The 25,511-nt window shown below is 57.1% G+C and carries 25 protein-coding genes and 1 pseudogene; 13 read left to right on the top strand and 13 right to left on the bottom strand.

Annotation, left to right across the window (positions count from 1 at the left end; all coding sequences use genetic code 11):
* Positions 1 to 82: 82 nt before the first annotated feature.
* The 6 genes and pseudogenes from ACWIKB_RS29910 to ACWIKB_RS29885 form a co-directional block, all read right to left on the bottom strand.
* Positions 83 to 598: pseudogene (locus ACWIKB_RS29910) on the bottom strand (phage infection protein).
* A 233-nt stretch (positions 599 to 831) separates the two neighbouring features.
* Positions 832 to 1,155: a hypothetical protein gene (locus ACWIKB_RS29905; protein WP_475271116.1), complete on the bottom strand. Its 324-nt coding sequence runs from the start codon at positions 1,153 to 1,155 to the stop codon at positions 832 to 834.
* A 69-nt stretch (positions 1,156 to 1,224) separates the two neighbouring features.
* Complete coding sequence (locus ACWIKB_RS29900) at positions 1,225 to 1,623, bottom strand: GFA family protein (protein WP_475271170.1); 399 nt, start codon at positions 1,621 to 1,623, stop codon at positions 1,225 to 1,227.
* A 69-nt stretch (positions 1,624 to 1,692) separates the two neighbouring features.
* Positions 1,693 to 2,010: a DUF6966 domain-containing protein gene (locus tag ACWIKB_RS29895; protein WP_475271115.1), complete on the bottom strand. Its 318-nt coding sequence runs from the start codon at positions 2,008 to 2,010 to the stop codon at positions 1,693 to 1,695.
* Positions 2,011 to 2,018: 8 nt separating this feature from the next.
* On the bottom strand, positions 2,019 to 2,423 hold the full coding sequence (locus ACWIKB_RS29890; protein WP_475271114.1) for a hypothetical protein: 405 nt from the start codon (positions 2,421 to 2,423) through the stop codon (positions 2,019 to 2,021).
* Between the two features lie 102 nt (positions 2,424 to 2,525).
* A complete protein-coding gene (locus ACWIKB_RS29885; protein WP_475271113.1) occupies positions 2,526 to 2,798 on the bottom strand; it encodes a hypothetical protein in 273 nt (90 codons plus the stop codon).
* A gap of 393 nt (positions 2,799 to 3,191) precedes the next feature.
* Between ACWIKB_RS29885 and ACWIKB_RS29880 the strand changes: the two genes are divergently transcribed.
* The 4 genes from ACWIKB_RS29880 (at position 3,192) to ACWIKB_RS29865 (ending at position 7,057) form a co-directional block, all read left to right on the top strand.
* On the top strand, positions 3,192 to 3,719 hold the full coding sequence (locus ACWIKB_RS29880) for a hypothetical protein (protein ID WP_475271112.1): 528 nt from the start codon (positions 3,192 to 3,194) through the stop codon (positions 3,717 to 3,719).
* A 3-nt stretch (positions 3,720 to 3,722) separates the two neighbouring features.
* Positions 3,723 to 4,586, top strand: a complete 864-nt coding sequence (locus tag ACWIKB_RS29875; protein WP_475271111.1) for a Kiwa anti-phage protein KwaB-like domain-containing protein — start codon at positions 3,723 to 3,725, stop codon at positions 4,584 to 4,586.
* A 141-nt stretch (positions 4,587 to 4,727) separates the two neighbouring features.
* A complete protein-coding gene (locus ACWIKB_RS29870) occupies positions 4,728 to 5,591 on the top strand; it encodes a restriction endonuclease (RefSeq protein WP_475271110.1) in 864 nt (287 codons plus the stop codon).
* Between the two features lie 104 nt (positions 5,592 to 5,695).
* Positions 5,696 to 7,057 carry an MATE family efflux transporter gene (locus ACWIKB_RS29865; RefSeq protein WP_475271109.1) on the top strand — a complete coding sequence of 454 codons (1,362 nt, stop codon included), beginning with the start codon at positions 5,696 to 5,698 and terminating at the stop codon, positions 7,055 to 7,057.
* Positions 7,058 to 7,174: 117 nt separating this feature from the next.
* Here the strand turns inward: ACWIKB_RS29865 and ACWIKB_RS29860 are convergent, their stop codons facing one another.
* Positions 7,175 to 7,822: a VOC family protein gene (locus ACWIKB_RS29860; RefSeq protein ID WP_475271108.1), complete on the bottom strand. Its 648-nt coding sequence runs from the start codon at positions 7,820 to 7,822 to the stop codon at positions 7,175 to 7,177.
* Positions 7,823 to 7,866: 44 nt separating this feature from the next.
* On the opposite strand from ACWIKB_RS29860, the gene ACWIKB_RS29855 reads away from it, so the two are divergent.
* From ACWIKB_RS29855 to ACWIKB_RS29840, 4 genes are all read left to right on the top strand, one after another.
* Positions 7,867 to 8,271: an acyl-CoA thioesterase gene (locus ACWIKB_RS29855; protein ID WP_475271107.1), complete on the top strand. Its 405-nt coding sequence runs from the start codon at positions 7,867 to 7,869 to the stop codon at positions 8,269 to 8,271.
* Positions 8,272 to 8,366: 95 nt separating this feature from the next.
* Entirely contained in the window at positions 8,367 to 9,125 is a 759-nt protein-coding gene (locus ACWIKB_RS29850) for a GIY-YIG nuclease family protein (protein WP_475271106.1), read from the top strand.
* Positions 9,126 to 9,272: 147 nt separating this feature from the next.
* Positions 9,273 to 9,836, top strand: a complete 564-nt coding sequence (locus ACWIKB_RS29845) for a YceI family protein (protein ID WP_475271105.1) — start codon at positions 9,273 to 9,275, stop codon at positions 9,834 to 9,836.
* Between the two features lie 305 nt (positions 9,837 to 10,141).
* Positions 10,142 to 10,945: a hypothetical protein gene (locus ACWIKB_RS29840; protein WP_475271104.1), complete on the top strand. Its 804-nt coding sequence runs from the start codon at positions 10,142 to 10,144 to the stop codon at positions 10,943 to 10,945.
* A 38-nt stretch (positions 10,946 to 10,983) separates the two neighbouring features.
* Here the strand turns inward: ACWIKB_RS29840 and ACWIKB_RS29835 are convergent, their stop codons facing one another.
* Positions 10,984 to 11,724 carry a hypothetical protein gene (locus tag ACWIKB_RS29835; RefSeq protein WP_475271103.1) on the bottom strand — a complete coding sequence of 247 codons (741 nt, stop codon included), beginning with the start codon at positions 11,722 to 11,724 and terminating at the stop codon, positions 10,984 to 10,986.
* 356 nt (positions 11,725 to 12,080) lie between these two features.
* On the opposite strand from ACWIKB_RS29835, the gene ACWIKB_RS29830 reads away from it, so the two are divergent.
* Together ACWIKB_RS29830 and ACWIKB_RS29825 are read left to right on the top strand one after the other, a co-directional pair.
* A complete protein-coding gene (locus ACWIKB_RS29830; RefSeq protein ID WP_475271102.1) occupies positions 12,081 to 12,953 on the top strand; it encodes a helix-turn-helix domain-containing protein in 873 nt (290 codons plus the stop codon).
* 180 nt (positions 12,954 to 13,133) lie between these two features.
* On the top strand, positions 13,134 to 14,405 hold the full coding sequence (locus ACWIKB_RS29825) for a YbiU family protein (protein ID WP_475271101.1): 1,272 nt from the start codon (positions 13,134 to 13,136) through the stop codon (positions 14,403 to 14,405).
* A 58-nt stretch (positions 14,406 to 14,463) separates the two neighbouring features.
* On the opposite strand, the gene ACWIKB_RS29820 is transcribed toward ACWIKB_RS29825, so the two are convergent.
* Positions 14,464 to 15,558, bottom strand: coding sequence for a Gfo/Idh/MocA family protein (locus ACWIKB_RS29820; protein ID WP_475271100.1), 1,095 nt, complete (start codon positions 15,556 to 15,558; stop codon positions 14,464 to 14,466).
* A gap of 526 nt (positions 15,559 to 16,084) precedes the next feature.
* Entirely contained in the window at positions 16,085 to 19,489 is a 3,405-nt protein-coding gene (locus tag ACWIKB_RS29815; protein ID WP_475271099.1) for an Ig-like domain-containing protein, read from the bottom strand.
* A gap of 290 nt (positions 19,490 to 19,779) precedes the next feature.
* Here ACWIKB_RS29815 and ACWIKB_RS29810 point away from each other — a divergent pair, with 290 nt between their 5' ends.
* A complete protein-coding gene (locus tag ACWIKB_RS29810) occupies positions 19,780 to 20,502 on the top strand; it encodes a GNAT family N-acetyltransferase (RefSeq protein ID WP_475271098.1) in 723 nt (240 codons plus the stop codon).
* Positions 20,503 to 20,647: 145 nt separating this feature from the next.
* Here ACWIKB_RS29810 and ACWIKB_RS29805 read toward each other — a convergent pair whose 3' ends face one another.
* The gene (locus ACWIKB_RS29805) at positions 20,648 to 21,088 is read right to left on the bottom strand and encodes a hotdog fold domain-containing protein (RefSeq protein ID WP_475271097.1); all 441 of its coding nucleotides are present in this window, start codon (positions 21,086 to 21,088) and stop codon (positions 20,648 to 20,650) included.
* A 163-nt stretch (positions 21,089 to 21,251) separates the two neighbouring features.
* Here ACWIKB_RS29805 and ACWIKB_RS29800 point away from each other — a divergent pair, with 163 nt between their 5' ends.
* Positions 21,252 to 21,884, top strand: a complete 633-nt coding sequence (locus tag ACWIKB_RS29800) for a TetR/AcrR family transcriptional regulator (RefSeq protein WP_475271096.1) — start codon at positions 21,252 to 21,254, stop codon at positions 21,882 to 21,884.
* Between the two features lie 133 nt (positions 21,885 to 22,017).
* On the opposite strand, the gene ACWIKB_RS29795 is transcribed toward ACWIKB_RS29800, so the two are convergent.
* Entirely contained in the window at positions 22,018 to 23,133 is a 1,116-nt protein-coding gene (locus tag ACWIKB_RS29795; protein ID WP_475271095.1) for a DmpA family aminopeptidase, read from the bottom strand.
* Between the two features lie 44 nt (positions 23,134 to 23,177).
* On the bottom strand, positions 23,178 to 24,281 hold the full coding sequence (locus tag ACWIKB_RS29790) for a polyamine ABC transporter substrate-binding protein (RefSeq protein WP_475271094.1): 1,104 nt from the start codon (positions 24,279 to 24,281) through the stop codon (positions 23,178 to 23,180).
* Positions 24,282 to 24,392: 111 nt separating this feature from the next.
* Between ACWIKB_RS29790 and ACWIKB_RS29785 the strand changes: the two genes are divergently transcribed.
* Positions 24,393 to 25,160: a helix-turn-helix transcriptional regulator gene (locus tag ACWIKB_RS29785; RefSeq protein ID WP_475271093.1), complete on the top strand. Its 768-nt coding sequence runs from the start codon at positions 24,393 to 24,395 to the stop codon at positions 25,158 to 25,160.
* The last annotated feature ends 351 nt before the right edge of the window (positions 25,161 to 25,511 follow it).

Here is a 25,511-nt window from a genome sequence, read left to right as displayed (position 1 = left end):
GAACAACGCCGAATCGCAGGCATAAAAAAACCCGGCTGATAAGGCCGGGTTTTTCATTGAGTCCCGCGGTAAAACCATTCATTCAGGCAACGCGGTTCTGAATCAGGCGATCGGAACCACCTTCAGCGACGCGATTCTGGATCAGACGATCCGAGCCACCTTCAGCGACGCGATTCTGGATCAGACGGTCGGAACCACCTTCAGCAACACGATTCTGGATCAGACGGTCGGAACCACCTTCAGCAACACGATTCTGGATCAGACGATCCGAGCCACCTTCAGCAACGCGATTCTGGATCAGACGATCAGAGCCACCTTCAGCAACGCGATTCTGGATCAGACGATCGGAGCCACCTTCAGCGACGCGATTCTGGATCAGACGATCAGAGCCACCCTAAGCAACGCGTTTTTCAACCAGACGATCCGAGCCACCTTCAGCAACACGATTCTCGATCAAACGATCCGAACCACCCTCAGCCACACGGCTTTCAATCAAACGATCCGAACCGCCTTCAGCGATCATGGTGCGAGAAGGCGCGGCAAAAGCGTTAACTGCGAAAACCGAGAAAACAATGCTGAGAAGGATTTGGCGTTTCATGATGGTGTGCTCCGGGGTGCTTATTGGTTGGGTATGGAGCGGATGTTACGCCGGGGATTTTTTATGAGAACTTCATTGACGTGATGGTGACCATCGACGCCAATGATGGTTGGCGCGACGGCTCCCGGCCGGATTAATAATCCCGTCGTCAACCCGCTCCCCTGTGGCGAGGGGGCTTGCCCCCGCTGGGCTGCGAAGCGGCCCCAAAACCTGCAATCACGATTACCTGCGCACTACCAAAAGCGGAGCTCCCCACCGAGCATGAGGAAAATCAACGCCACTCCAAACTGGCCTGCCAGCAGCGGTGCGATCGTAATCAAGCCTTGGAACACGACAGCAACCTTGAGGCCATCGGACAAGCCATAACGCCGCCAATACAGCACATGCAGGACAAATGTCAGGCCGTTCGCTACCCAAACCGCGCCAATCGCCATCAAGTAATTCTGCTGCGCAATTCGCAACAACATGATCAACAAACCGAAAATTACGACGAGAGCGGAGCCTACGGTCAGTGGAGAGTAATCCCGCTTTATCGGGTCAGAGACAGGTGGTTGCATTGCGTTTCCATCCATTTAAGCGCAAAGAAAAACTAATCCGTTCAATGAATTAGCAGTGACTACAACTGATCAATCCTGAGGCCATTGATCCCCAATTTCAAACCACGACGCCTTCTCCGACACACACGTATGCCGCTGCTTCTCCGCATGAAACGGCGTATCAAGCGTACCAACCGCAATCGAAATCCAATCCGCAAACTCGCCATTTGAATCCGACCAAAACAACGAAGTGCCACAGATCGAACAAAACTGCCGCGTCACCCCGGCCGACGACTGAAAACGCCTAAGCGCCTCCACGCTGCTCGAAATGGAAACCGCCGACCTCGGAGCACTGGCATACGTCGCGAATGCGGCACCATGGGCCTTTCGGCATTTGCTGCAATGACAGTGCGACACGGCTTTCAGCTGACCCGAAACCTCATATTTCACGGCCCCGCACAGACAACTGCCTTGATGAAATTCATCCATGTTCATCGGTTACTCAAATAAAAAAGAGGAGGGTAAAGGCACAGCGGACGCCGGATGTGTTTTCACCGATCAATCCAGAGCCCGTTTAATCGCATGGGCGAGCGTGGCGGCTTCGTCCCTGAGCGCATCGAACTTTTCATTCAACTCAACATGCCCAGGTTTCCAGGCAAAGACACCCTCGACAAAGCTTTGGCCAAGCACAAGGTCATTGAGCGAACTCATCCCGCCGTAGGCTGACAACAGATAGTCGACCCCATAGGCATCCCCGTTCAGCAAGTGCGCCCGCGCTTTGCGCATCCACTGACCCCAGTGAACGGCACCATCGCTTTCAAGCACCACGGCAAGCTGCTCAAGCACGCCAATAAGCTGCTCAGTCTTCGGCCCCATTATTGAAATCACCCAAACTGCGGAACGATGGACTTGCCCAAATAATTCACCGCTGCCACGTACTGCCGGCCATTAACGTTGACCAACCTTGCATGGCACTCACAGCAATAGTCGTCGCTACCGTTTTCGAAGTTAAACAGCACCGTCGCTTCTTGTAGCTCCGAAAGCGCGAAACCTTCCGCCCCAAGCATCTCCTCGAAACGCGTTTTCAACGCATTGAGCCCGTTGGACAAATAGGGATGACTTTGCAGCGCCGGAGGGCAGGGCTCGTCTTTCGTCAAATCAACCGCCGCAACCCTGACACCCAACGGCCGCAACGCCTCACTTAAATTGGGATGAACCCAGGACAGCGCACTGCCGGCATGGTGCGCGAGGCTATGACACACGCTACTGAGGCGTTTATGGGATGGCATTCACAGTCCTTGCGAAGTAGGGGCGAGGTGCGCGACGGATTCTATGCCTCCACGCGTTCCCCCGACAAAAAAAACGGGTGCCTGCACGGCACCCGTTTTCATTTACGCCTTAACCTGCGCCCGCAAGCGCCGACCGATTACATCCATCAAATCACAACCGTCGCGCAACGGAATGACCAACAACTTGGAAAAGTCCGCCAACACCACCGTGTCGCAACCGATCTCGGCGCGGTAGGCGATATTCTCCAACACCTGCGTGACCGTGCGGATGCGGTAATCGGCCATGGCTTGCAGGACGTCGAGTGGGGCTTGGGTGTCGATGAGCAGGGAAGCCGGGACCAGGTCGATTCCGGTTAGGGGCATGTATCTTTCCATAAGGGTGAAACTCCGAATCAGATTTGAGTAAAGGACTGATCCGATCTGCAGGTCGCCAAACCTGGTCGCTAGACGTGACGGAAGGACTATAGGCTTTGGTAGTGAAGAGAAAAAAGAGATGATTCTGAAATTTTTGTAGTACAGCCTCCTAAGAGGCTAAATGGTCCTTTTTAACGTCCAGCCGGTCCTTTGGCTGTCGTTTCCAGCCGACAATTAGCTGTGAATGCTAGGAATCTTACCAGTCATCGCATTGATTCGTTATCTTGGCTGTATGCATATACAGTATTTTGGGTTGAGCCTTTGGCTCGTTGCACTGATTTCACCAAATGCAACTTATCCCCGGCAAAACGATTTCCTTCGACTATGATTCAAGCCAGAAGTAAAGGAGGCGAAATGTTAGGAAGACCAACTAGGGTATTGCTAGCACTCACAGCGATAGCGCCATTATCAGTTTCGCTGGCTTACATTTTCGCAACTCGAGACCATAACTGGTTGATGGCGATATGGGCACTATGTGGGTGTGTTCTACTTGGAATTATTTCGAGCTGGATTATAAGTTCCGCTTCAACAAAGTTTGAGCAGTTGCCGATAGTAATAAAGAAAGCAAAAAGTGCAGATAAAGAAGTCGTTGGTTTTTTTGTTGCGTACGCGTTGCCATTGATTTTTAAAGGTCAAGCTGATGCTGATATAGGCGCATGGTTGTTGGCATCTCTAATGTTAGTGTTTGTGCTCTGGACTACCCATGCATTGCAGGTAAACCCAGTATTAGGGATGTTGGGATTTCATTTTTACGAGGTGGAAACTCAGGAGGGGGTGACATATCTACTGATCAGTAAGCGAGCAATAAATAATGTCACTAGTATAAAAAAGGTTGTTCAGCTAAGTGAGTACGGAATATTAGAGTCCGACATAAAGGGATAAGCCATGAATCTTTTTGCTCTTACTGATGTTGCTGGATCAAGAATTATCAGATTTCCTCTCTCTGCAGACCTCCAAGAAGAAATATCTGCAATATTTGAAAGCCAAGGGAATGCCTTCTTTGAAGGGGTAGATACAATTGTTCCTTTCGATGGACGCTATATTCCTGAGGAAGGAGAGTTGCTTTCTATTAGCGATTTTGCTGATGTAGATGGCTTGGCGAACGCCGTCGCTAACCCCTTAACTATCGATCAGTATGATCCTGCTCTTCATAGCTTAGATTCCGTGAAAGCGTTATTTATGGGGAGGGTATTTGAGAGCAACACTCAAATTCTTGTTCAATTGTTCGAAAGGCGAAGATTAATTGCTCGTAGTGGGTTGGCGATGTTCTTCGCGGGTAATCAGTTCCAAAAAATGACAGATGCAGGCCTATCTTTAGATACAAAACTTCTGGCTGTAATTGAGGGTGATATTTTAAAATTTCAGAGCTTTCATTTTGCACGCAGAGTTTTTGAATTGAGTGAATATTTTAAAGAGGCAACTAATGAAGAGGTTGCTACATTCGCAGAGCATGAAAAACTCGCAGTAGGGGATGTGGCAGATTTTCTAGAATCGGCAGGTCCACAAATTCGCAAGAAGATATCTTTAATTAGCCAGTCGGCAGTTTTAGAAAATTTTACAGTTCAAGAAATTGTCGCGGTTGCTACGACTTTTCAATTTCCGATCAATCTCAGCGTGGATGGTCGGATTCAGGTTCCGACGAATCGTACAGAACTCCGGCGGCTTTTACGTTTCTTAGATGAGGACTATTACGAGTCCCCACTTTCAAGAACCCATTTTATTTCAAACTCAAAAAGGATTGCAGATTAGTTTTCCCCAGTTCAGCTGTGGAGGGCGCTAGCGTCCTCCAATATTTATATGTTGTTGGATTTTTTTGCGCTGTTGTTTGATGTTCAAAGGTTAATTGTTTTCATGAGATTGTATTCATATGGCTGAATTTTAGAGGGTTCTATGCGCCGAAGCAAAAAATGGTATGAGTTTCAAGAAAAAATAGCATCTCATTTTAGAGGGCTAGGGGTGGCGGCTGATACAAATGTCACATTGGTTGGCGTGAGAACATCCCACGATATAGATGTCTTCGTAACAACGAAGTTTCTTGGTGTTGAAATGAAGTGGATAATTGAAGCGAAATTTTGGAAGAGTAACGTTCCGAAAGAAAAAGTTCTTGTGCTCAGAACTATTGTGGATGATATAGGGGCAGACAGAGGCTTTCTGATTTCTCAAAAGGGTTTTCAGAGTGGCGCAGTTGAAGCTGCTGGGAACTCAAACATTACCCTCGCTACATTCGAAGAGTTGGTGGATAGCACGAGAAAACTTGTCCAAGCTGAGATGCTTAAAGCTTATGAGGTTAGAGCTGAGTTGCTCGCCAAACGGTACTGGTCGCATAGGAAGGCGGTAAGAATTAAATACGGTTTAAGGGAGGATATATTCGACTACTCGATGCGCTTTTCCGGACAGGGACTTCTGGCCGTTATTATTGCTTCGATTGAGAAGGCAAAAAAAAATGAATATCCAATGAATGTGCGTACTGTTTTGGGGGTGAGGGCGGGTGAGGATGCCGTTGATAACTATTTTGAACTTAGTAACTGGTTGAATCTGAACCTGAATATGTTCGATACAATGCTCCTAGATGCGGAGTATGCAATGATAAAGAGTGGTGAATTTGATCCTTATATTGAAGATGAAGAATGTAGCGAAGAGCGAAGTGAGTCACTCAAACTTTTTAAGGAAATTAGACATAATCATAATTTGACTATGGGGCGCCTATTTCTGGATCGCTCAAACTCTCCAGAAGATAGTGATAATGTCGAGTAGTATGGTGTTATTGTTGAGGGCTAGGTCTCGATAGGGTTTAATCAAGCACCTATTAAAACTAGGTTTCATTCGTTGCAGCATCCTCCAAGGGACACGTTCTGCATATGCAAACACGCACCACTCCTACCGCACCCCTCTGGAAAACCTACCTCCTTTTCCTAGCCCCCATGGTCCTCTCCAATTTCCTCCAATCCATGTCGGGCACCATCAACAGCATCTACATCGGCCAAATGCTCGGCACCCAAGCCCTCGCAGCCGTCTCCGGCATGTTCCCAATCGTGTTCTTCTTCATCGCCCTGGTCATCGGCCTCGGCGCGGGCGCTGGCGTACTCATCGGCCAAGCCTGGGGCGCACGCGAAACCCATCTGGTGAAAACCATCGCCGCCACAACCCTGCTGTTGGGCGCGATGATCGGGTTGGTAGCCGCGGTGTTGGGCAGTGTGTTCGCAAGGCCGGCCTTGCAGGGTTTGGGCACGCCGGCGGATGTGTTGGATGACGCGGTGTCTTACGCCCACGTGATGATGTGGATCATGCCGTCGCTGTTGGTCTACGTGCTGTTTACGCAGTTGCTGCGTGGGGTGAGTGATACGGTTTCGCCGTTGGTGGCGTTGGTGGTGTCGACGTGCATTGGTCTGGCGCTGACTCCCGCCTTAATAAAAGGCTGGCTGGGTTTTGCGCCGATGGGGATTCAGAGCGCGGCGTTCGCGGGGTTGGCGGGGAATTTGTCGGCGATGGGGTGGTTGGCGTGGCGGTTGATTCGTAAGGGGCATCCGTTGGCGCCGGATCGGGAGATGTTTGCGGCGATGCGGTTGGACTTGGACATTTTGGGCAAGGTGTTGCGCATTGGCTTGCCGACCGGGTTGCAAATGGTGGTGTTGTCGGCGTCGGAGTTGGTGATTCTGGCGTTGGTGAATCAGCACGGTTCCCAGGCGACGGCGGCGTATGGGGCGGTGACGCAGATTGTGAATTACGTGCAGTTTCCGGCGTTGTCGATTGCGATCACGGCATCGATTCTTGGGGCGCAGGCGATTGGGGCGGGGCGGTTGGAGCGGATCACGCCGATTTTGCGCACGGGGCTGTTGATTAACGTGTGTTTGACCGGTGGCTTGGTGTTGTTGGGTTATCTGTTGTCGCACTGGTTGTTGGGGCTGTTCCTGACGGAGGACTCGACCCGGGCGATGGCTGAGCATCTGTTGCACATCATGTTGTGGAGTCTGTTGGTGTTTGGCTTCCAGGCGATTATCGGCGGGATCATGCGGGCCAGCGGCACGGTGTTGGTGCCTATGGTCATTTCGATTGTGTGCGTGCTGGGCGTGCAGTTGCCGGTGGCGTATGTGCTGGATGCGCGGTTTGGGTTGCAGGGTGTGTGGATGGCGTTCCCAGTGGCGTATTTGGGGATGCTGGCGTTGCAGACGGCTTACTACAAGTTCGTTTGGCAGCATCAGAAGATTGAGCGGTTGGTGTAGGCGCGGGGATTTGTTCGCGTGAGGGCGGAGGCGGGCGCCAGGATCGCAGCCTTCGGCAGCTCCTACACGGGGATGCGTTCCAGCGTAGGAGCTGCCGAAGGCTGCGATCTTTTGATCTTAACCGTTTAATATTGGCAACGTTTTCAGGCCGCTCGGGGTTTGAATGTGCGCCAGCAAATAGGGCGCTGAAGTCGCTCCGAGAGCATGAAGATGCACCGCCCCGGAAAAGTTGATCGCGGCCAGCAGCGCCTGGACTTTTTCCGGATCGGGATCGAACACGTCCAGTGCCACCAATGAACAGCCTTGCTCCACCATTGCGCTCGCCGGATGTGGCGTTTGCTCCCATTGAATCAGCGTCGGCGCTGACCCGTTCAGCGGCAGGCTGCCGTCGGCGGGGATGGTGATTTGCCAGGCGAGTGTGCCTCGGGTCATGGGTTCGGCATCGCCAACGATGGCGCGACACGCCTCGCTCATGGCGTGAATGTCGTCGGTTCGGGCGACCCAGGTTGCCAGACGTGGCGGCGTATCAGAGGCCAGTTTGTCCATGCCGAACCAGCGTGGCCGGTCCGGACGGTTGGCGGACGGGTCTATGGCGATCACTTCCAGGTAAGTGTCCGGGCCCAGGCGCAGCAGTCGGTTGTGGGTGCCCATGCGTGGATGTGCGCCGCCGGGTTGGAGCGCGACGCCCAGCACGTTGGTCACGAAGGCGCAGCCGGTGTCGAGGTCCGGGGCGACGATGGCGAGGTGGTCGAGGGTGCTTTTCATGAATTGGCGCCTTCAATTAAAAAACAACAGGGAAGAACTATTCGATGCCCAGTGCAGTGTTTGTCAGCAGAACCATTTTATTCGGCGACTGCGATCCCGCAGGTGTGGTGTATACGCCGCGATTTTCGTACTTCGCCGTTGAAGCCATTTATGCCGCGCTGGATAGCTGGCTGGGTGCCCCGGGGCTTAGAACGCTGATGAGTTTTGATGTGTTGCCTCCGGTGCGCGCAATGTCGGTGGAGATGCTCAGGCCACTGACTTGGGATGACGAGTTGAGCATCAAGGTCAGTGTGGCCAAGTTAGGCGTTCACTCCTTCACTTTTTTGGTCGAGGGTTTTATGCACGACCAAGCATTGGCCTTCACCGCCACTGTCACACATGTCTGCATCTCGCCCGACACCAAAGAGGTTATCGCCATCCCCGCATCGCTGAGAGCGCTGCTTGCATAAACAGCGTTTTAGCTCGGTTTTCGCGACTGGACAGAGTGGTGGCGAATTAGTAGCCTCGAATCGTTTTCACAATTGACCAGGGAGGTCTATTGCACATGGCGACTCGAGGCAGAGAACTGTACCGACATTTTGATTCCGCCAAAAACCTGCTGTACGTAGGTATCTCGTTGAGCACTGTTTCCAGGTTATCGCAGCACCGCCGGACATCCCGTTGGGCCGATGAAATTGCTTCGATAGAGATCGAGCGGTTTCCCAATCTGGCGCTGGCGGCTGAAGCTGAGAGGCACGCAATCATTGTTGAAAACCCGAAGTGGAACCGGGTGCACAAGCCTTTTCAATCGCATAAGGCGGCGCCGAAAAAGAGCCGTCGAAATGCCTGGAAATCCAAGTCTTTAAATTACCCGTTCGATGTGTCCAATGTGGCGCGTTGCCTGCGGGAAACCACTGCGCTGATCGCCCGAACGGTTGCACTCTCTCAACATATTCGCCTGAGCGGTGGCGCTGCGACGGACACGTTCGTCAGTTTGATTCTGACGATGAAAGAAGGGGTGTCGTCCGATGAATTGCGTATGCATGAGCTCTTCAAGGCGCAATCGCCCGAAACTGCACCGAGGCGGCGATTCAGGTTGATTACCCAGGCCACGTGCCACGCGCCCGGCACGGTGGTTGATCAGTGCGAGTTCACGCTTATTACGCCCGGCTGGCTGTCCAGGTGCTGTGAAGAGGGATTGGGGAGACGCGTCGATTATGATCTGGCGTTTGAGCGTGATATCCGACCGGCGATTGCGCAGTTCACTCGTCTGTTTGATTCGCTGGCGATCGATATCAGTTCAGAGCGGGGGCCGATTCAATAGATCGACAGGGCCGCTTCTTGAGTAGCGGTTTTGTGTCGTTCAGGCCAGCGCCAGTGGAATAAACAGCGGTTCTTTGCTTTAGTCCACCTATCGCTGGCCAACACGCCAGGCACCTCAACCATGGACGGCCCCTGACCGGAGAATCTCATGCGCTTTCGGTTTCTGCGTTGTGCCGCCATTGCTGCCGCCATGGGCTTCGCTGCTGGTGTTCACGCCGTCGAGTACAACCAAGTCAACGCCGCCGCCAGCCAGATCAGTTTCACCTTCAGCCAGTTTGGTTCGCGGGTGTACGGCACGTTTGGAAAATTTGAAGGCACCCTCGATTTCGACACGCAAAAACCCGCTATTGCCCACGCTGCGCTCAGTATCGAACTGGCCAGCATCGACGCCGGCAGCAGCGACGCCAACGCTGAACTGCAAAAGCCTGCGTGGTTCGACACAGCCACTTATCCGCTGGGGACTTTTGAGTCCACCAGCGTCAAGGCGCTCGGTGACAATCGCTATTTGTTTACCGGCAACCTCACGCTCAAGGCCATCGTTCGCAAGGTGCAGGTTCAAGTCCAGTTGAAGCCGGAAAGTGGTATTGGCGTGTTTGTCGGCGAGTTTGCGCTCAACCGGGATGACTTCAAGATCGGCGAGGGCGAGTGGGCTGACGGGGTGGTTTCCAAAGACATCAATATCCGGTTTCGGATCGTCGCGCCGGAGCAGTAACCAGCGCTACTGTAGATCTCGGGCAGACGCAGTACTGGCGATCAACCCTAATCCCCTGTGGGAGCGAGCCTGCTCGCGAAAGCGGTCTTTCAGTCAACGTTGATGTTGAAGTATCGGCCTCTTCGCGAGCAAGCTCGCTCCCACCTTGGATCTGTAGTGAACGCAAGAGTTGTGGTCAATCTCAATCCTCCATTTGTGTCGTGGCAGCCCTACATCAAGGTGCCATCACGCTATCTCCCTCAGCTGCTAAGCTACGCCCGTGCAACGCCCGAGTTGAACGCGACAATCTGCAAGGAGGCAGACTGATGGTGATCAAACGTATTGCCCATATAAGTGCGGACGCTGTTGCCGAGCCGTTCGCGCGCGAAGAAGTGGAGCAAGCGCTGGCGCTGCTCCTGGCCAGCCCATTGTTTGCCAAGTCCCGGCGAATGGGTGGCTTGCTGCAATTTCTGGTCGAACACGACCTGCAATTTTCTAACAGTCCTCTGACCGAGCACGCCATCGGCATCGCGGTGTTTCGTCGTGATCCGGCAGTCTATTGCACCGGCGACGATCCGGTGGTGCGGGTGCAAGTCGGTCGATTGCGGCGCAAGCTCGCCAGTTATTACGCCACGCTGGGCCAGCACGATCCGCTGCGTTTGAGTGTACTGAGTGGTTGTTATCGCCTGGCCTACGAGCGGCTCAGGCCCAGGGTGGCCGGTACTTATCATCCGGTTCTGCAACTCCAACCGTTTACCTGCATCACCCATGATGGCGACGACTTTACCCGCGGCTTGTGTGAAGAGTTGAGCTGTAGGCTGTTCGAGTCGTTCGAACAAACCCAAACCCGTGCCAGCCATATGCTGATGAATGTGTCACGCAGCAGCGTCAAAACACCGGTGCCAGGCCGGGCGGGGCGCGGCTGTTATTCACTGGAGGGCAGCGTAAGGGTCGAGGCGGCGCGCGTCCGGGCGTCGGTGCGCTTGATCGATGTCGCCCAGGGGCGGATTCGTTGGTCGGAGCAGTTTGATCGCAATCGACCCTACGGCATCGCGACTCAGGAGGATCTGGCGGAGTCTATCTGTCGGTCGCTGACGGGCTATTTCGCCCGAGGCTGTGACGAGGGGTGAGAGAAGGGGCAGCCGCGAGGCTGCCCCTGATATTGCCTTTACACGACCACTGTCCAGGTACCGCCAGAGTAGAGGCGGGTTGCATTGTTATCGAAGGTCAGGTCGATTTCAGTGGCCTGGGAACGCGAAGTGCTGAACATGGTGCTGGTCTGCACGTTTTGTTCGAACCAGACGAGAATGCTCTCGACGGGCGTCAGCACGGTCTGGCCGGCCACCACTTGATTGGTGGCGACGTAGATCGGGGTAGCGACCTGTTTGCCATCGATGCCCGTGGACAATTGACTGATGCCAGGGTGGATCGGACCGTAGTTGTTCACCAGGGTGATGGAGGTTTCCGGGCCACCGGTGGTCGCCGAACCCAGCAGACCGGAACTGTCGAGCACCGACTGTTGGCCCAGGCCGATGGTGACCAGGTTGGTAGAGACATCAACCTCGACATTGGCCTGGAAAGAGTTGGAACCGAACAACTGGTACTGAGGCGTCCAGCTGAACGTGTTGTTGCTCAAGTAGTTGACGTAGGACTGCCAGACCACGTTGTAGGCTTCGGTACCCACTTTCTTGGCGAAGCACAACTTGTACTGTGACTGCTTGAGCAAGGTCAGGTCACCGGCGGCGATCTGGATCTTGACCGACTTCTGTGTGGCGGCCAGGGTCGACGTCAGCACCTTGCTGTAGTCGGTGGTTTTCAAGGCCGCTGGCGCGGCGAGGAGCGACTTGACGGCCGCTTGAACGTTGTCGTGCAGTGCTTGTTGGTTGCTTGCAGCGCTAGACTTACTCATGGTGTCCCTCTGTTCTGTCTTAGTTGTGTTAGGCAATCAATGAGCAGCGGGCGTCGAATCCGACAAACCATCAGGCAGCACCCGTGACAGGTCTTCCATGCCTCCACTGGCGGGAGGCGGGCAGTGCCGATGATGTGTCACAACCCTGTAAGCACATTGACGGCTTCACAGTAGGCGCGACGGGCAGGGTGGCGAAGTATCTTGGCGTTACATTCACGAGGGGCTTTGGGGCGGTATCGGCGAGAGAGGTAACAGGCTGGGTAACGGGGTTGTATCAACGTACCCCGAGTCTTGTGATGAAGTGAATGATACGATTCTGGCGTTTGCAGTCGGTTGCTGAGCAGGAACGTATTGTCATGAAGCCGAGTTTCGAGAAGATCCCCACGCCAGCCGATGCCTCGTGGGCAATGCTGAACCGCCGTTTGCCCGACGACATTCCGTTCGAATGGCATCATCACCCTGAATACGAACTGACCCTGACCCTCAACAGCCGTGGCCACCGTTATGTGAGCAGCGACGTGCGGCTTTACGACGACGGCGACCTGGTGCTGCTGGGGCCGAATGTGCCGCACAGTTGGTGTTCCGCTGAACGCATCGACCCGGATCAACCCCATGTGGCGCTGGTGATCTGGTTTTCCCAGGCGTGGGCGCAATCACTGGTGAATCTGTTTCCGGAGCTGGGTTCATTGCAAGCAATGCTGGCCGCCGCTCAGTGCGCGTTGCACTTCAGTGAACAGGCATCCAAAGAGCTTCGACCGGTCATTGAGGCGATGGTGGATCAGCCCGGACCGGAGCGTCTGGTTTCACTGCTGCACGTGCTGACCCGACTGTCCCGGGACACAACCGCCCAGAGGCTGCTCCCTGCGGAGCCGACCGAGCCCGCCATCGCGGTGGGCGAAGACGCGCGCCTGCAACGGGTGCTTGATCATATCCACGTTCACTATGTCGAGCCCCTGAGCATCCCCGACCTGGCGCACATCGCCTGCATCAGTGTTTCGGCGTTTCATCGCATGTTCCGCCGTCATACCCGTTGCACGGCACTGGACTACATCGCGCGGTTACGCATCGGCCGGGCGTGTGCGTTGTTGCTGCAAGGCAATATGCCTGTTTCGCTGATTGCCGAAACGGTGGGTTATGCATCGCTGGCGTTGTTCAACCGCCAATTCAAAGCGCAGAAAGGCTTGGCGCCGAGCGATTTCCGCAAGCGCCATGGGCATCATTTTCGGTAATGCAGTGAAAGGTGCCATCCAAGGCTGCCTTCGGCAGCTCCAACGCGGGTTCGGGTTCTCGATCGATCGTGGGGTGTACGCCACAATCGTATCGGTTTACGCGGCAAAACCGGCTAAGCCGGGAAGGGCGCGAGTGTTTTAGTGCAGGTGGCTTTTAACAACCCTCAACAGGTCGCCACCATGAGCAACTATCACACCTTTGAAAGCACTGTGCTGCCAGAACACTACCGGGACAATATCGTGCGGATGAAGCGTGCCCTGCGTGCGCAAATAGGCGACGTGGACGCTCTGTTTGCCGAAGTGAGCGCGTTCATCCTGGCGGAAATCGTCTCGATCAAGGACCAGCAAGCCGAGTTCGGCAGTGCCTGGCCGACGCTGGACTATCAGGCCATCGCCGCAGGCAATGTGAGCGCCGAGCAGGTGGCGATGATCCATCGCCGTGGCTGCCTGGTAATAAAAGGGCACTTTCCCACAGAACAAGTCGCCGAATGGGACAAGGGCTTGCTCGATTACCTCGATGACAACGCCTTCGATGCGACTTATCGAGGCCCGGTGGACCAGTTCTTCGGCAACCTCGACGGTTCACGCCCCGAGATCTTTCCGATTTACTGGTCGCGCTCGCAGATGCAAGTGCGCCAACACCAACGCATGGCTGCGGCGCATTCATTCCTCAATCGACTCTGGCAAACTGAATCCCGGGGCCGGCAATGGTTCGATCCCAATGTGAATGCGCTATACCCCGACCGGGTCCGCCGCCGCCCGCCGGGCACCACATCCAAAGGGTTGGGCCCGCATACGGATTCCGGGGCGCTGGAGCGCTGGTTGCACCCGGCGTATCTGAAGGTCTTCGATAACATCTACCGCAATGACTTCAAATCCTATGACCCTTGGGACGCAGCGTATCGCACTGAAGTCGACGAATACGCCTATCAGGACACGGTGAAGTGTTCGGCATTCCGGACCTTTCAAGGCTGGACGGCGTTGTGCGATATGAAGGCTGACCAAGGCGTGCTGCACACACTGCCCATTCCCAAAGCCATGGCCTATCTGCTGCTGCGACCGCTGCTCAATGATGTGCCGGAAGATGAACTGTGCGGCGTCATGCCGGGCAAAGTGCTGCCGGTTTCGAGGACGTGGCATCCGCTGTTGTTCGAGGGGCTGAGCCCGATTCCGGACGTCGAGGCCGGCGACTCCGTGTGGTGGCATTGCGACGTGATCCACAGCGTTGCGCCGGTGCAAAACCAGCAGGGCTGGGGCAACGTGATGTACGTACCCGCCGCCCCGATGTGCGCCAAGAATCGACGCTACGCCGAGGAGGTCTTCAAGGCCTTTGCCGCCGGCACCGCCCCGAGTGATTTCCCGAGGGAGGATTATGAAACCCATTGGAAAGGCCGATTCAGCGTCGAGGAACTGAACGACATCGGCCGTTCGGGGCTTGCGATGCCCTTGTAGTTGCAAGGCTTGCTCGCGATGACGATCTCAAGGACGCCATCGCGCGCAAGCTTTGCTCCTACACAACAGCCAACTGATTGCAGACCTTGGCCACATCCAGCAACCGATGCATCCGCAGTGCATCTTCAAACGTCGTCGCGGCATGGGTGCCGTCCGCCAGATCCTGCGCAAACACGTGATACAACTCGGCCAGTTCCAGCACCGCCGATGGCAATGTCGACGCCGGCAACCGCTGATAACGCTCCGGCACCGGCAGGACCTGCAACGGCAGGTCATCGCCATGGGCTCCCTCGATCACGTAGTCGTCGCCCACGCCACCGAAGGCGGAGCGGTTGGTGATTTTCAGGTCACCCTCATCACCCGTGATGTCGATCTGCACCCCCGAACCGTTGCGTTTACCGCCCTCGATCTGGATCGAAATCACCGCGCCGTTTTCCAGCAAGCCACTGAGCACCAGTTGATCCGGTGCGGTGCTGTCCAGCACTTCGCCGGTTTCGACGATGGTGACTTTCGGGAACTGGCTGACCATCAACCCCGAGACACTCAGCGGCCAACCGGTGGCGGTGAACAGCATGTCGAGGAAATGCCCGGCATAGATGGCGATGACACTGGAGAAGTTTTCCTCGGCGGCAGTCCAGCGCACAGCGTTGGAGCGCCGTGCCTGGAGGTAATGCGTGCTGACGTGCAGGCGCACCGAGCGTAATTGGCCGACATAACCTTGCTGCAGCAAATCTTGCAGATAGCGGTTATGGGGCGCGTGGCGGCGTTGAAGTCCGACGATGTGGCGCACGCCGGCATCTTTCGCCAGATGCACCAATTGTTCGGAGGCTGCGGTGCTAGTGGTCAGCGGCCATTCGCAGTAGACATTTTTACCGGCGGCGATGACGGCGCGCACGGTTTGTTCATGCTGGGGCGCGGTGTTGAGCACCACCACCAAATCGACTTCGCTGTTATGGATCAGTGCATCGAGCGAGTCGGCAACCTGAGGAATGCCGTATTCGCTGGCCGCCGCTTCGGCGCGTTCACGGTGTTCGCTGTACACCGCTTGCACGCGGTATTGCGGCAGCAGCGCAAGCACACGCAGGTGACCGTGGCGGGCCCAGGTGCCAACGCCGACGATGCCGACGCGAATGGGGGAGTGTGAAGTGGTCATAGGTTTAGCCTCGTAGGGTTGATGGCAGACGAGGCAAAGTCTAGGGAGCGCAGCCTTGGGGAAAAACAGTCTGCAAGGCCGGACACTTCGGACATATATGGCGCTAATGCGCAGGCTAGAGCGCTGGGTTGGCTCCACATCATTAATGTAGATATGTGCGTCTCGCCAACTCGTCCGGGCCCCTACAGAGGAAGTGAACACCCGTAGGAGCTGCCGAAGGCTGCGATCTTTTGATCTTAAAAAGCGATACTCGGCCATCAACGCACCGGGCCAGTCGCCAGTTCGGAGCGCATGCGAGTCAGCGGCACCATGACCATGCGATGGGCGAGATTGTGTGGGCCAATCTGGATCGTGGAAAGCAGGGCGGGGTGACCCATGGTGACCTCCAGTAAGTGATGGAGGCCACCTTAGGCCGATTGCTGGATCGGAAAAACGGGCCGGCGATCCACTGTCTTTGGACCGACTGATCCGTAATCGATTGGTGCCCGGTCCACATTGCATGGACCGGGCGTCAAACGAGGCGACTTTAATGCGCCGCTATCGGCGCCGTCACAGTCTTCCCGAGCGCCGAACTGACGGTGATCGTCGGGTTCGGTGTCGGACCATTGCCAGTGGTCGTGACGGACACCCTCCAGCGTGCCCCCGTGCCGCTCGGCGTGAGGGTCGCGGTCCCCAGGTTAAGCGGTCCGCCGGTAGTCGTCGCCGTGACAGTGATGGCGTTGCCCGTCCCTCGCGAGGTCGTCCCGGCAATGTCCCAGGTGTTGCGGTTATTGCTGCGGGTGGTGACGGAAGCGCTGGTCACCTGCAAGTCTTCGTTGACGGTTGCTGTAGCCGCGACCGATACCGACACCGTTGCCGGGTTTTCCGAGACGGCATCCTTGGCGTCACTGGCGCTATAGGTGAAGAGTGCGGTGAACGGCGTAGCGACCACGGCCGGTGGCGTGTAGATCACCCGCACGCCGTCGGTGCTGACCGTGCCCTGACCGGAATCCGGCTGGCTCAGGCCCACCACTTTGAGCGGCAGGTTGCCGTCGGGGTCGGTGTCGTTGGCCAACACGTTAATGGTCAGCGGCAGGCCATTGTTGCTGGTGGCGACGTCAGGGTTGGCCACAGGTTTCTTGTTCTGGCCTTCGTGGTCATCGTCTTGATCGCCGGTACGGAAGGTCGGCAGTGCGGCGGAGTTCACATAGGTGACGCCGTCCCAACCCGGCAGAGGCGTGGGCATCAACTGGAACTGGCCGGGATGCTCGACATCCCAACGCAGCAGCATCGAATTGTCTTCGTGCTGGGTATTGTGGCAGTGCTCCATATACGTGCCAGCGAACTCGCGGAAGTGGATGGCCATTTCGACATCCACCGAACTGTCGATCCCTTCGCCGATGCGATAGACATCCTTGCGTGCGCCTTTCTCCCACTCTGGCGGCGCCTTGCCGTCGCGGCTGAGGATGACCCCTTCTTCAAAATGCACATGCACCGGGTGGTTCCAGCCGTTGCCGCCGTTCTTGATTTTCCAGACTTCGAGCGTGCCGTCGCCAGAGAACCCGGCATCGGTCGGGCCGTTGGCCAGTTGCGGCGCGGCACTGAGCCGGCGTGGGTCCATGTTGTAGCCAAAACCGCCATCAGTCTTGATCGTCCAGGGCGCTACATCGGTGCCGTCGGAGCGACCGAAAATGAACTCGCGGTGCCGCGCCACTTTCAGTTTTGCCTGGTCGCTCGCGCTGTCGCGATCGATGGTCAGTGGGATCATGACCTTGCCGGCCGGTTTGCCCGGTTTAGCCGGTTCGTACGCGACCGGGTCCATGCTTTGATCCTGGCCGGCATAGGGCATCACAAGCAGTTGCAGGAATTTCCCCACCGTCGGGTCGCCCTTGTCCCATTGCGGGCCTTTGCTAGTCTGCTTGATCACGGCTTTGTATTTTTCGGACAGCACGTCGGCCAGCGACAGTTCGTTCTTCTCCGGTCCCTTGCCGGTCTTGTGCTCCAGCAGGTTGACGAAGTACAGCTTGTCGCCGGTTTTGATCCCGTTTTTCGCGAAGTTGACAATGATGTCGTAGCGTTCGGCGATGCCCTGTGTCGGCAAGATTGCATTGTGGTCCTGCCGATCACCGTCGCCATCCAGGTCCATGCTGCCGTCGAAGGGCACGGCGTGTTCCATGATGTTGCCGTCGTTGCCGATCAGGTGGAACGGCACCCGGTTGTAGGACACTCCCGATCCTGCCGGTCCCGGAAACTCGCCGCCATTGCCGCTGATTTCACGCACCAGGGCCATTTTGAAGTAGCGCGACACCGAACCGTTGAGGATGCGAAAGCGATAGCTGCGCGCCCGCACTTTCAGGCGTGGCTGATATTGCCAATTGACCAGGATCTGGTCGCCGAGAAAGCCGTCGGTGTTGAAGGGGTTGAACCACAACTGGCCGTTTTCGTCCCAGGCTTTGTCAGCGACCACCAGGTTGACGTCGTAGTCGCGGTTGCCCCACGGCAGCGCCGAACCGCTGGGTAAGCGCAAGTTGACGCCATCCTCGAGCGCTTCATTGCCGCGATCGAGGGCACTGTAGTAGTTCATCATCACCGCGTTGCCCTTGTAGACATTCTGCGCGGTGAAATCGAGCATGTGGTCGTGGAACCAGTGCGTACTCATGGTTTCACGCCAGTCGCCACGGATCTTGATGGTGCCGTGGTCGCAGGTCTTGAGGCCGGGGTTGGCGTCGTTGACGTACAGGGTTTCGCCCGCCGAGCAGGGGAACGCTGCGCGCGGGTCTTGGGCTGTGGTGTTGATCGTGTCGTAGCCGGCCAGTTGCATCGGCCAGCGATAATCGTAGTACTGCCCCGGAAAGAAGAACGCGTTGGCATAACCGTCGCTTTCTGCGGGGGAATGACCATTGTGTTCGTGGGTAGTGATGGTGTGTAGGCCAAAACCGGCGTTGGCCGATGGGTCGATCGGCAAGGCGTTGTAGTGACGCATCAGCAGCGGTTGGCCGTAGCGGACCATCAGCAGCTTGGGCGGTACGGTGCCGTCGAAAGTCCACAGCGAGTTGTGGTTTTGCAATGGCATTTTCGAATGGAAACGCACGTCGATGCCTTTGGTGGTGCCTGCGGTTTCCGGGATGTCCGACGTTTGGTAATAGAGCCCGCCGGGCGCGAATTCACCGACGGCATAGTTGTGCAATTGTTTGCGGTCGCGCAGGCCTTGGTTGGTTCGCGCGCCCATTTGCACGGTCTTGTATTGAACCTGCGGGTAAAACTCGTTCCAGCGCTGATGTGACCAGCCTTTTCCCGGTGGCCGACCCTCGGCGGGCGAACCGACCGGGTGGCGATTTAGGAAGGCTTCGATCTGCGCCTTCCACGGGTTGCGGTCCAGCACGTTGGAAAATTGCGACGGGAACGGAAACAACCCCGGCTGACGCATGAACGCTTCCATCGCGGCACTCGACGGACCGCTGCGGGCGACGTTGTTCGGATCCTGCTGGGGCGCCGGGCCGGTGGTGGGCACCGGGAATGTCAGGAGCGGCGGCGGGGTGGTCGGGTCGAGTTTTTCCGGACCGAACTCTTCAAACAACAGCAGTTGCTGGGTAAACGGTTCGGCCCCAAACAAGGGGCTGGGTTTGCCGTTAGTGGGGAAGTTGAACGAGGTCTGCACGCTCGGTGGCAGCACGTTGTCAGCCCGCGGCGTGTCCCTGTCGCCGAATACGCCGTTGGGCAGGGCGATGGCGCCCTGATTGGCCTCCGGCAAGAGTCCCAACGCATCCAGTGCGGCTTTGGGGTCGGCCGGGGGATTGGCATAGGCCGAGGGATCCGTCGGTGGCGGTTGCCCGACATCATCGAGCGGCGCAGCGCTGACCGTGGCCAGGCTGAAAGTGATGAGCATGGCGGATGTGACGCCCGAACCCAGCAAACGGCTGGGCAAACGGTGCTCCGATGCTGGGCTTTTCATTTTTTCCCCCTTGCGTCCTGCCGGCACAGCGATAGCAGCCATCACCTGTTAGCGAGGGCAGTCGGTGCGTTACAGAGGAACAAGGCAAAAGCCGCGCCATAGGCGAATCACTTGATTAAATTATTTAATAATCAATTAGTTACAGTAATTTTTATTATCGTAAGAAGGTCGGTTTCACTGGGGGAATCCCTCACTTTCGGGGAATTGCGCTGCCGCGCGTTATGATGCGCGGGCTCGCGACGCATTCTTCACGTCACGGGTACGCCTTTACCGTCGGAGTCAGCCACACAATGCCCCAGATCAACCATTTCAAAACCCCGTGCCCGGAGCACATCACCAGCCAGATCCTGCAACTGGTCGTCGACAACCTGACCGAGATCAGCGCGGTGGCGCTTCAGCCGAGCAACCTGCTGTACAACGTTTACCAGTACGCGATCGGCTACGAGGTTCACCTCTATCTGGAGGCGTTGAACGGTGCGAAAGGGATTGCGGTTGAGTTGATCGTGGCCACGGACATTGACGACCCGCAGAAGGTCATCGGCTTTGTCTTGTACCTGCCGGTCAAGGACGATCCCGAGGCGTGTGGCGTGGCCTATATGGCGGTGGACGCGAGCCATCGACGCCAGGGTGTCGCCCGGTCGATGCTGCGGGAGGTGGTCGGTCGCTACCCTCACGCCGAGCTGACCTGCAGCGTTGGCAAAGTCCCGTACTTTGAAGCGCTGGGCTTTCAGGTGGTGGGCGTGCGCGAGACTCAAGTGCTGATGAACACTCGCGATCACGGCACGGACGGCCTGATGGCGGTGCTGGATACCGCACCCATCTACGGATCGCTGGAAGTGCGGCAGATTCATACCTACCTGCTGCAAAAACACGGCAAACGGGCGATGACCGATGCCGAGAAACAGCGGGATCGGCATCTGGATCAGTTGATGCGCAAGGCGAATGAGTTTGTGCGCGAGCGGTTGGGGGATGAAGCGGTGCCGGCCATGACGCCGCGATTGCGGTTGGTCTAACCCGGCTCAACCCAACACAGAAGATCCCCTGTGGGAGCGGGCTTGCTCGCGAAAGCGGCGTGTCAGACGACAACACTGTTTACTGACACACCGCTTTCGCGAGCAAGCCCGCTCCCACATTTTTGACCGCGCTGCCCCGTGAAGCTTACGAAAGCTTCACATTCATGGTGATCCGCGCCGTGAACACTTTCTTGCCTTCGGCATCGTGAATATCCACCGGCACGATCTTGTCGCCTTCCGTCTGCCAGTCAACCGCTTCCCCATTGGCAACCGCCGTCACGTCCGTCTTGGCCTTGGCCAGGTACTCGACCGTCATCCCTTTCGGAATCCAGCGTGCGCCTGCGGGAATCGACACGTCAGTCATCGTCCCAGCGGCCAGTTCCGCAGCATTGCACATGGCAATCGCGTGCACTGAGCCCAGGTGGTTGGTGATCTCCCGGGAAAAGGGCACCTGCACGCTCGCGTAGCCTGGACGCAGTTCCGAAACCAGCGGGTTGATGGTGCTGAAGTAGGGCGCCACCTTGCAGGCCATTTGGCTGAATGCTTCCGGGCCGGCGCTGGTGAACATGCTGAGAAACTGGTTCATGTTGAAGCCTCTTTGAAGGGTTGTTTTACAGAATACTGTTCCGTAACAGAATAATGTTCTGTTGCGGAACAGTATTCTGTCGAATGGAAATCTGTCAACCTAGCGCGACTTATCCATAGGCAGCCGTCTGCCTTATCGTTGACTTTTTGGGCCTGTGTTCAGCATGGAAACCGTAGATTTACTCGAGCGCTGCTACCCCGGACGAAGAGCCGAACTCAAGCGCGACATTTTCAGAAAAGCCCTCAGGCTGTTCAACGAACAGGGGATCGAGGCCACGACCATCGAGATGATCCGCGCCGAATGCGATACCAGCGTCGGCGCGATCTACCACCATTTTGGTAACAAGGAAGGCTTGGTGGCCGCGCTGTTTTTCGCTGCGCTGGATGATCAGGCGCAGCTGCGCGACAGCTATCTGGCCGACGCCGGCACCACGCAAGAAGGGATTTACGCGCTGGTGCACAGCTATGTGGACTGGGTCGATCAACAACCCGAATGGGCACGTTTTCAGTACCACGCGCGATTTGCCGTGACCAAAGGGCCTTTCAAGGATGAACTGGCCACCCGCAACAAAACCCGCAACCGCAAGCTCTGGGAGTGGCTGTCAGCCCCGGACCGGGGCGATGAGTTGAAAGGCGTTCCGGCGGAACTGATGCTATCGCTGATCATCGGCCAGGCGGACAGCTACTGCCGGACCTGGTTGTCGGGCCGGGTGAAAGGCCGCCCGATGATCTACAGGGACATGCTGGCGGAAGCGGCGTGGCGGTCGATTTCCACGGGTGAAGTCTGCAAACCCTGAACATCTTCCCCCTGTAGATGATCCCCCTTGTGGGAGCGGGCTTGCTCGCGAAGGCGTCGTGTCAGTCGACATCTCTATTGGCTGACCCACCGCATTCGCGAGCAAGCCCGCTCCCACAGAGGATTTGCGTCGCCTACACCGCCCCCGGCCAACCGGCCTGGCGCAAGGCTTTCAGCAATGTCGGGGCATCCAGCCCCGGCACGGCATGGCCATTGCCCTCAGCCGTTTCGCCCGCCAGCAAGGCATTGATGATCGCTTCCTCCACCGCTTCGGTGGCGGCGAGGAACAGTTCGCTGATGTGGTCGTTGTTGACCATGCGCAGGTTGTCGCAGGTCGGCGCTTTCTTGCTCTCATAGGCGGCGGGTGGCACGTCGTTGCCGGTGGCAAAAGCGATGAAGATGTCGCCGCTGTGGTCTTCGTTGCCGCCACCGGTGCGGGCCAGGCCCAGGCTGGCACGTTGCGCGAGGCGAGTGCACTGGTGCGGTAGCAGCGGCGCGTCGGTGGCCAGGCAGACAACGATCGAGCCCATGCCGGGATGTGGCAGTGACGCTTTGAGGAACGGCGAGTCGGCCTTTTCCATATAGCGCCCGACGGGGTAACCATCGACCCGCAATTCGTTGCGAATGCCGTGGTTGGCCTGGACGATGGCGCCCACCGTCCAGCCACCCTGGACGCTGCTCAGGCGCCGGGACGCGGTGCCGATCCCGCCCTTGAATTCATGGCAGATCATGCCGCTGCCGCCACCGACATTCCCCTCGATCACCGGCCCGCCCACCGCCGTGTGCAAGGCTTCGGCCACGTGCTCGGGCTTCACATGAAAGCCGTTGATGTCGTTGAGTAAGCCGTCAAACGTCTCCAGCACCACCGGCATGTTCCAGTAAAGTCGCCCGTCGTCCGGTTGCTGTTCGCGGTCCAGCACAATCAGCGCATCGCGCACCACGCCCAGACTATGGGTGTTGGTGAAGGCGATCGGACTGGTCAACAGGCCGGCCTCGCGAATCCATTCCAGCCCGGTCGCATCGCCATTGCCGTTGAGCACATGGACCCCGGCAAAACATGGCTGCTGGCTGGTAGAACCGACGCGGGGTTCGATCACGGTGACGCCGGTCAGGATGTCGCGGCCCTGGGCGGTGCGGCCTCTTACATCACTGTGGCCGACCCGGACGCCGGGTACGTCGGTGATGGCATTGAGCGGGCCGGGTTGCAGTTGGCCGAACTGGATATTCAAGTCGCGGGCACGTGGTTTCATGCAGGAACTCTCAGGCAAGTTAAACAGGAGGGGTGGAGGCCGGCTCAGTTGCCGTTCTTGATGTTGCTCCAGGAGCGTGTGCGGACACGTTCGATCTCATGGGGCTGCGGTTGCAGGGTGAATGCGTTGGCGATCACCTCGGCCGAGGGATAGATGTTGCTGAACTCGCGCACCTCGTTCGAGAGCAACGCGGTCGCGTCTTTGTTGGCGTTCGCAGTGAGTGCCAGGTTTGTGGCCGGGGCGATCACTTCAGGGCGTAGCAGGTAGTTGATAAAGGCCAGTCCCTGTTTTGGATTGCTGCCGTCCTTGACCATGACCAGGTTATCGGTCCACAGCGGCGCACCTTCGACCGGGATGCTGTATTCAATCTTTACGCCCTTCGCGGCCTCATTGGCGGCTTGCATGGCACCGAACACGGTGCCGGACCACGTCAAAGCGACACAGATGTCGCCGTTGGCCAGGTCGGTCTGGATCTTCGACGAATTGAAATAGGTGATGTACGGGCGCAACTTGAGCAGCAGTGCTTCAGCTTTTTTGTAGTCTGCGGGGTTACTGCTGTTGGGCGGCAGCCCGAGATAGTGCAGGGCGATCGGGATGATTTCGGCGGGAGCGTCCAAAACCCCTACGCCACATTGGCTGAGCTTGGCCAGGTTTTCTTCTTTGAACAGCAGATCCCAGGAGTTCACCGGCGCCTGGTCGCCCAGGGCTGCACGGACCTTGTCAACGTTATAGCCAATGCCGTCGGTGCCCCACAGGTAAGGAACAGCGTATTGGTTGTCCGGGTCGTTCGCGCGCAGCTTTTCCAGCAACACCGGGTCGATATGTTGCAGATTGGTCAGTTGGCTACGGTCAAGTTTCTGCAGGGCTCCGGCCTTGATCAACGCCGGCAGAATGAAGTTACTGGCCACCACCACGTCATAACCGCTGTGACCTGTCATCAGCTTGGCTTCCAGTACTTCGCCACTGTCGAAGGTGTCATAGACGGGTTTGATCCCGGTGTCGCGCTGGAAATCCTTCAGCGTGGTCGGGCCGATGTAATCAAACCAGTTGTAGACGTGTACGGTGGGCTCATCCGCCGCTGCGATCGCCATACAGGTCGACAGACAGGCACCCAGTCCCAGGTTGAAATACGTGCGGTGACCACTCATGATGCGGCGCTCCTGGCCTGCTGCAGGCCGGTGATAATCAGGAGCTTGCAGCGTATCGAGGGGGAGGGTAGTCACCCATTCCCATCATGGGTTACTCGAAAGGGGTAGGGCGTGGACGGGTTGTTGAAAGAGTTGCCGGTGCATCAAGGGTTGGCGCGGGTATTCGGCACCCTGGGCCAGGACGGGTTCTGGCGGGCGCTGGTGGATACCTTGCGGCTGTTGGTGCCCATGGATAACGCCTTGGTGGCGGTGATGCGCGTCGGGCGGGTGCCACTGCTGCTGATTGATTTCGACTCCCGGACCAGTGCGCCCGAACAAGCAGAACTGGCCCGCTACAGCGCCGGCATGTACCTGCTCGATCCCTTCTATCAGGCCGTCTGCGCCGGCATCACCGACGGCTTGCACAGCCTCGATTCCGTAGCCCCGGACCAGTTTCAGCAGAGTGAGTACTACCAGAGTTATTTCCGCTCGGTGGTGGGCGGCGATGAGTTGCAATTCATGATCAATGTGGACGGCGCCGTGCTCGGCTTGTCCCTCGGACGGGCCGCGCGATTCACCCTTGAAGAACAAGGGCGTCTGCTGTGCGTGCGCGACTGGGTGCTGGCCGCGATAGGCCGACACCTGCAACTCGTGCCACCGGAGGGGCCGACGGCGGTGGCCGGGGATCTGGCGACTTTGCTCGATCGCTTCGACGCGCGTTTAACGGTGCGCGAAGTCGAGACCGCCCGGTTAATTCTTCAGGGCTTCTCCAGCAAGTCGATTGCCCAGCAACTGAGCATTTCCCCGGAAACGGTGAAGGTGCATCGGCGCAATCTTTACCACAAGCTCAACGTCAGCGGGCATGGCGAGTTGTTTGCGTTGGTGTTGCAACCGAAATAACCCACTTCACCGAAGAACCCCTGTGGGAGCGGGCTTGCTCGCGAAAGCGGTGGGTCAGTCAATATAGATGTCGACTGACACAACGCCTTCGCGAGCAAGCCCGCTCCCACACTGGATTGTTGTCGCACTCAAATACCGAGTCCGCTGAAGATCCCCTGTGGGAGCGAGCCTGCTCGCGAAAGCGGTGGGTCAGTCAATAGAGATGTCGCCTGACACGACGCCTTCGCGAGCAAGCCCGCTCCCACACTGGATTGTTGTCGCACACAAATGCCGAGTACGCTGAAGATCCCCTTCGCGAGCAAGCCCGCTCCCACACTGGATTGTTGTCGCACACAAATGCCGAGTACGCTG

Source organism: Pseudomonas sp. 5Vm1k (assembly GCF_056161485.1).
The sequence above is the reverse complement of the archived record's forward strand: the minus strand, read 5'-3'. Positions and strand labels throughout refer to the sequence as shown.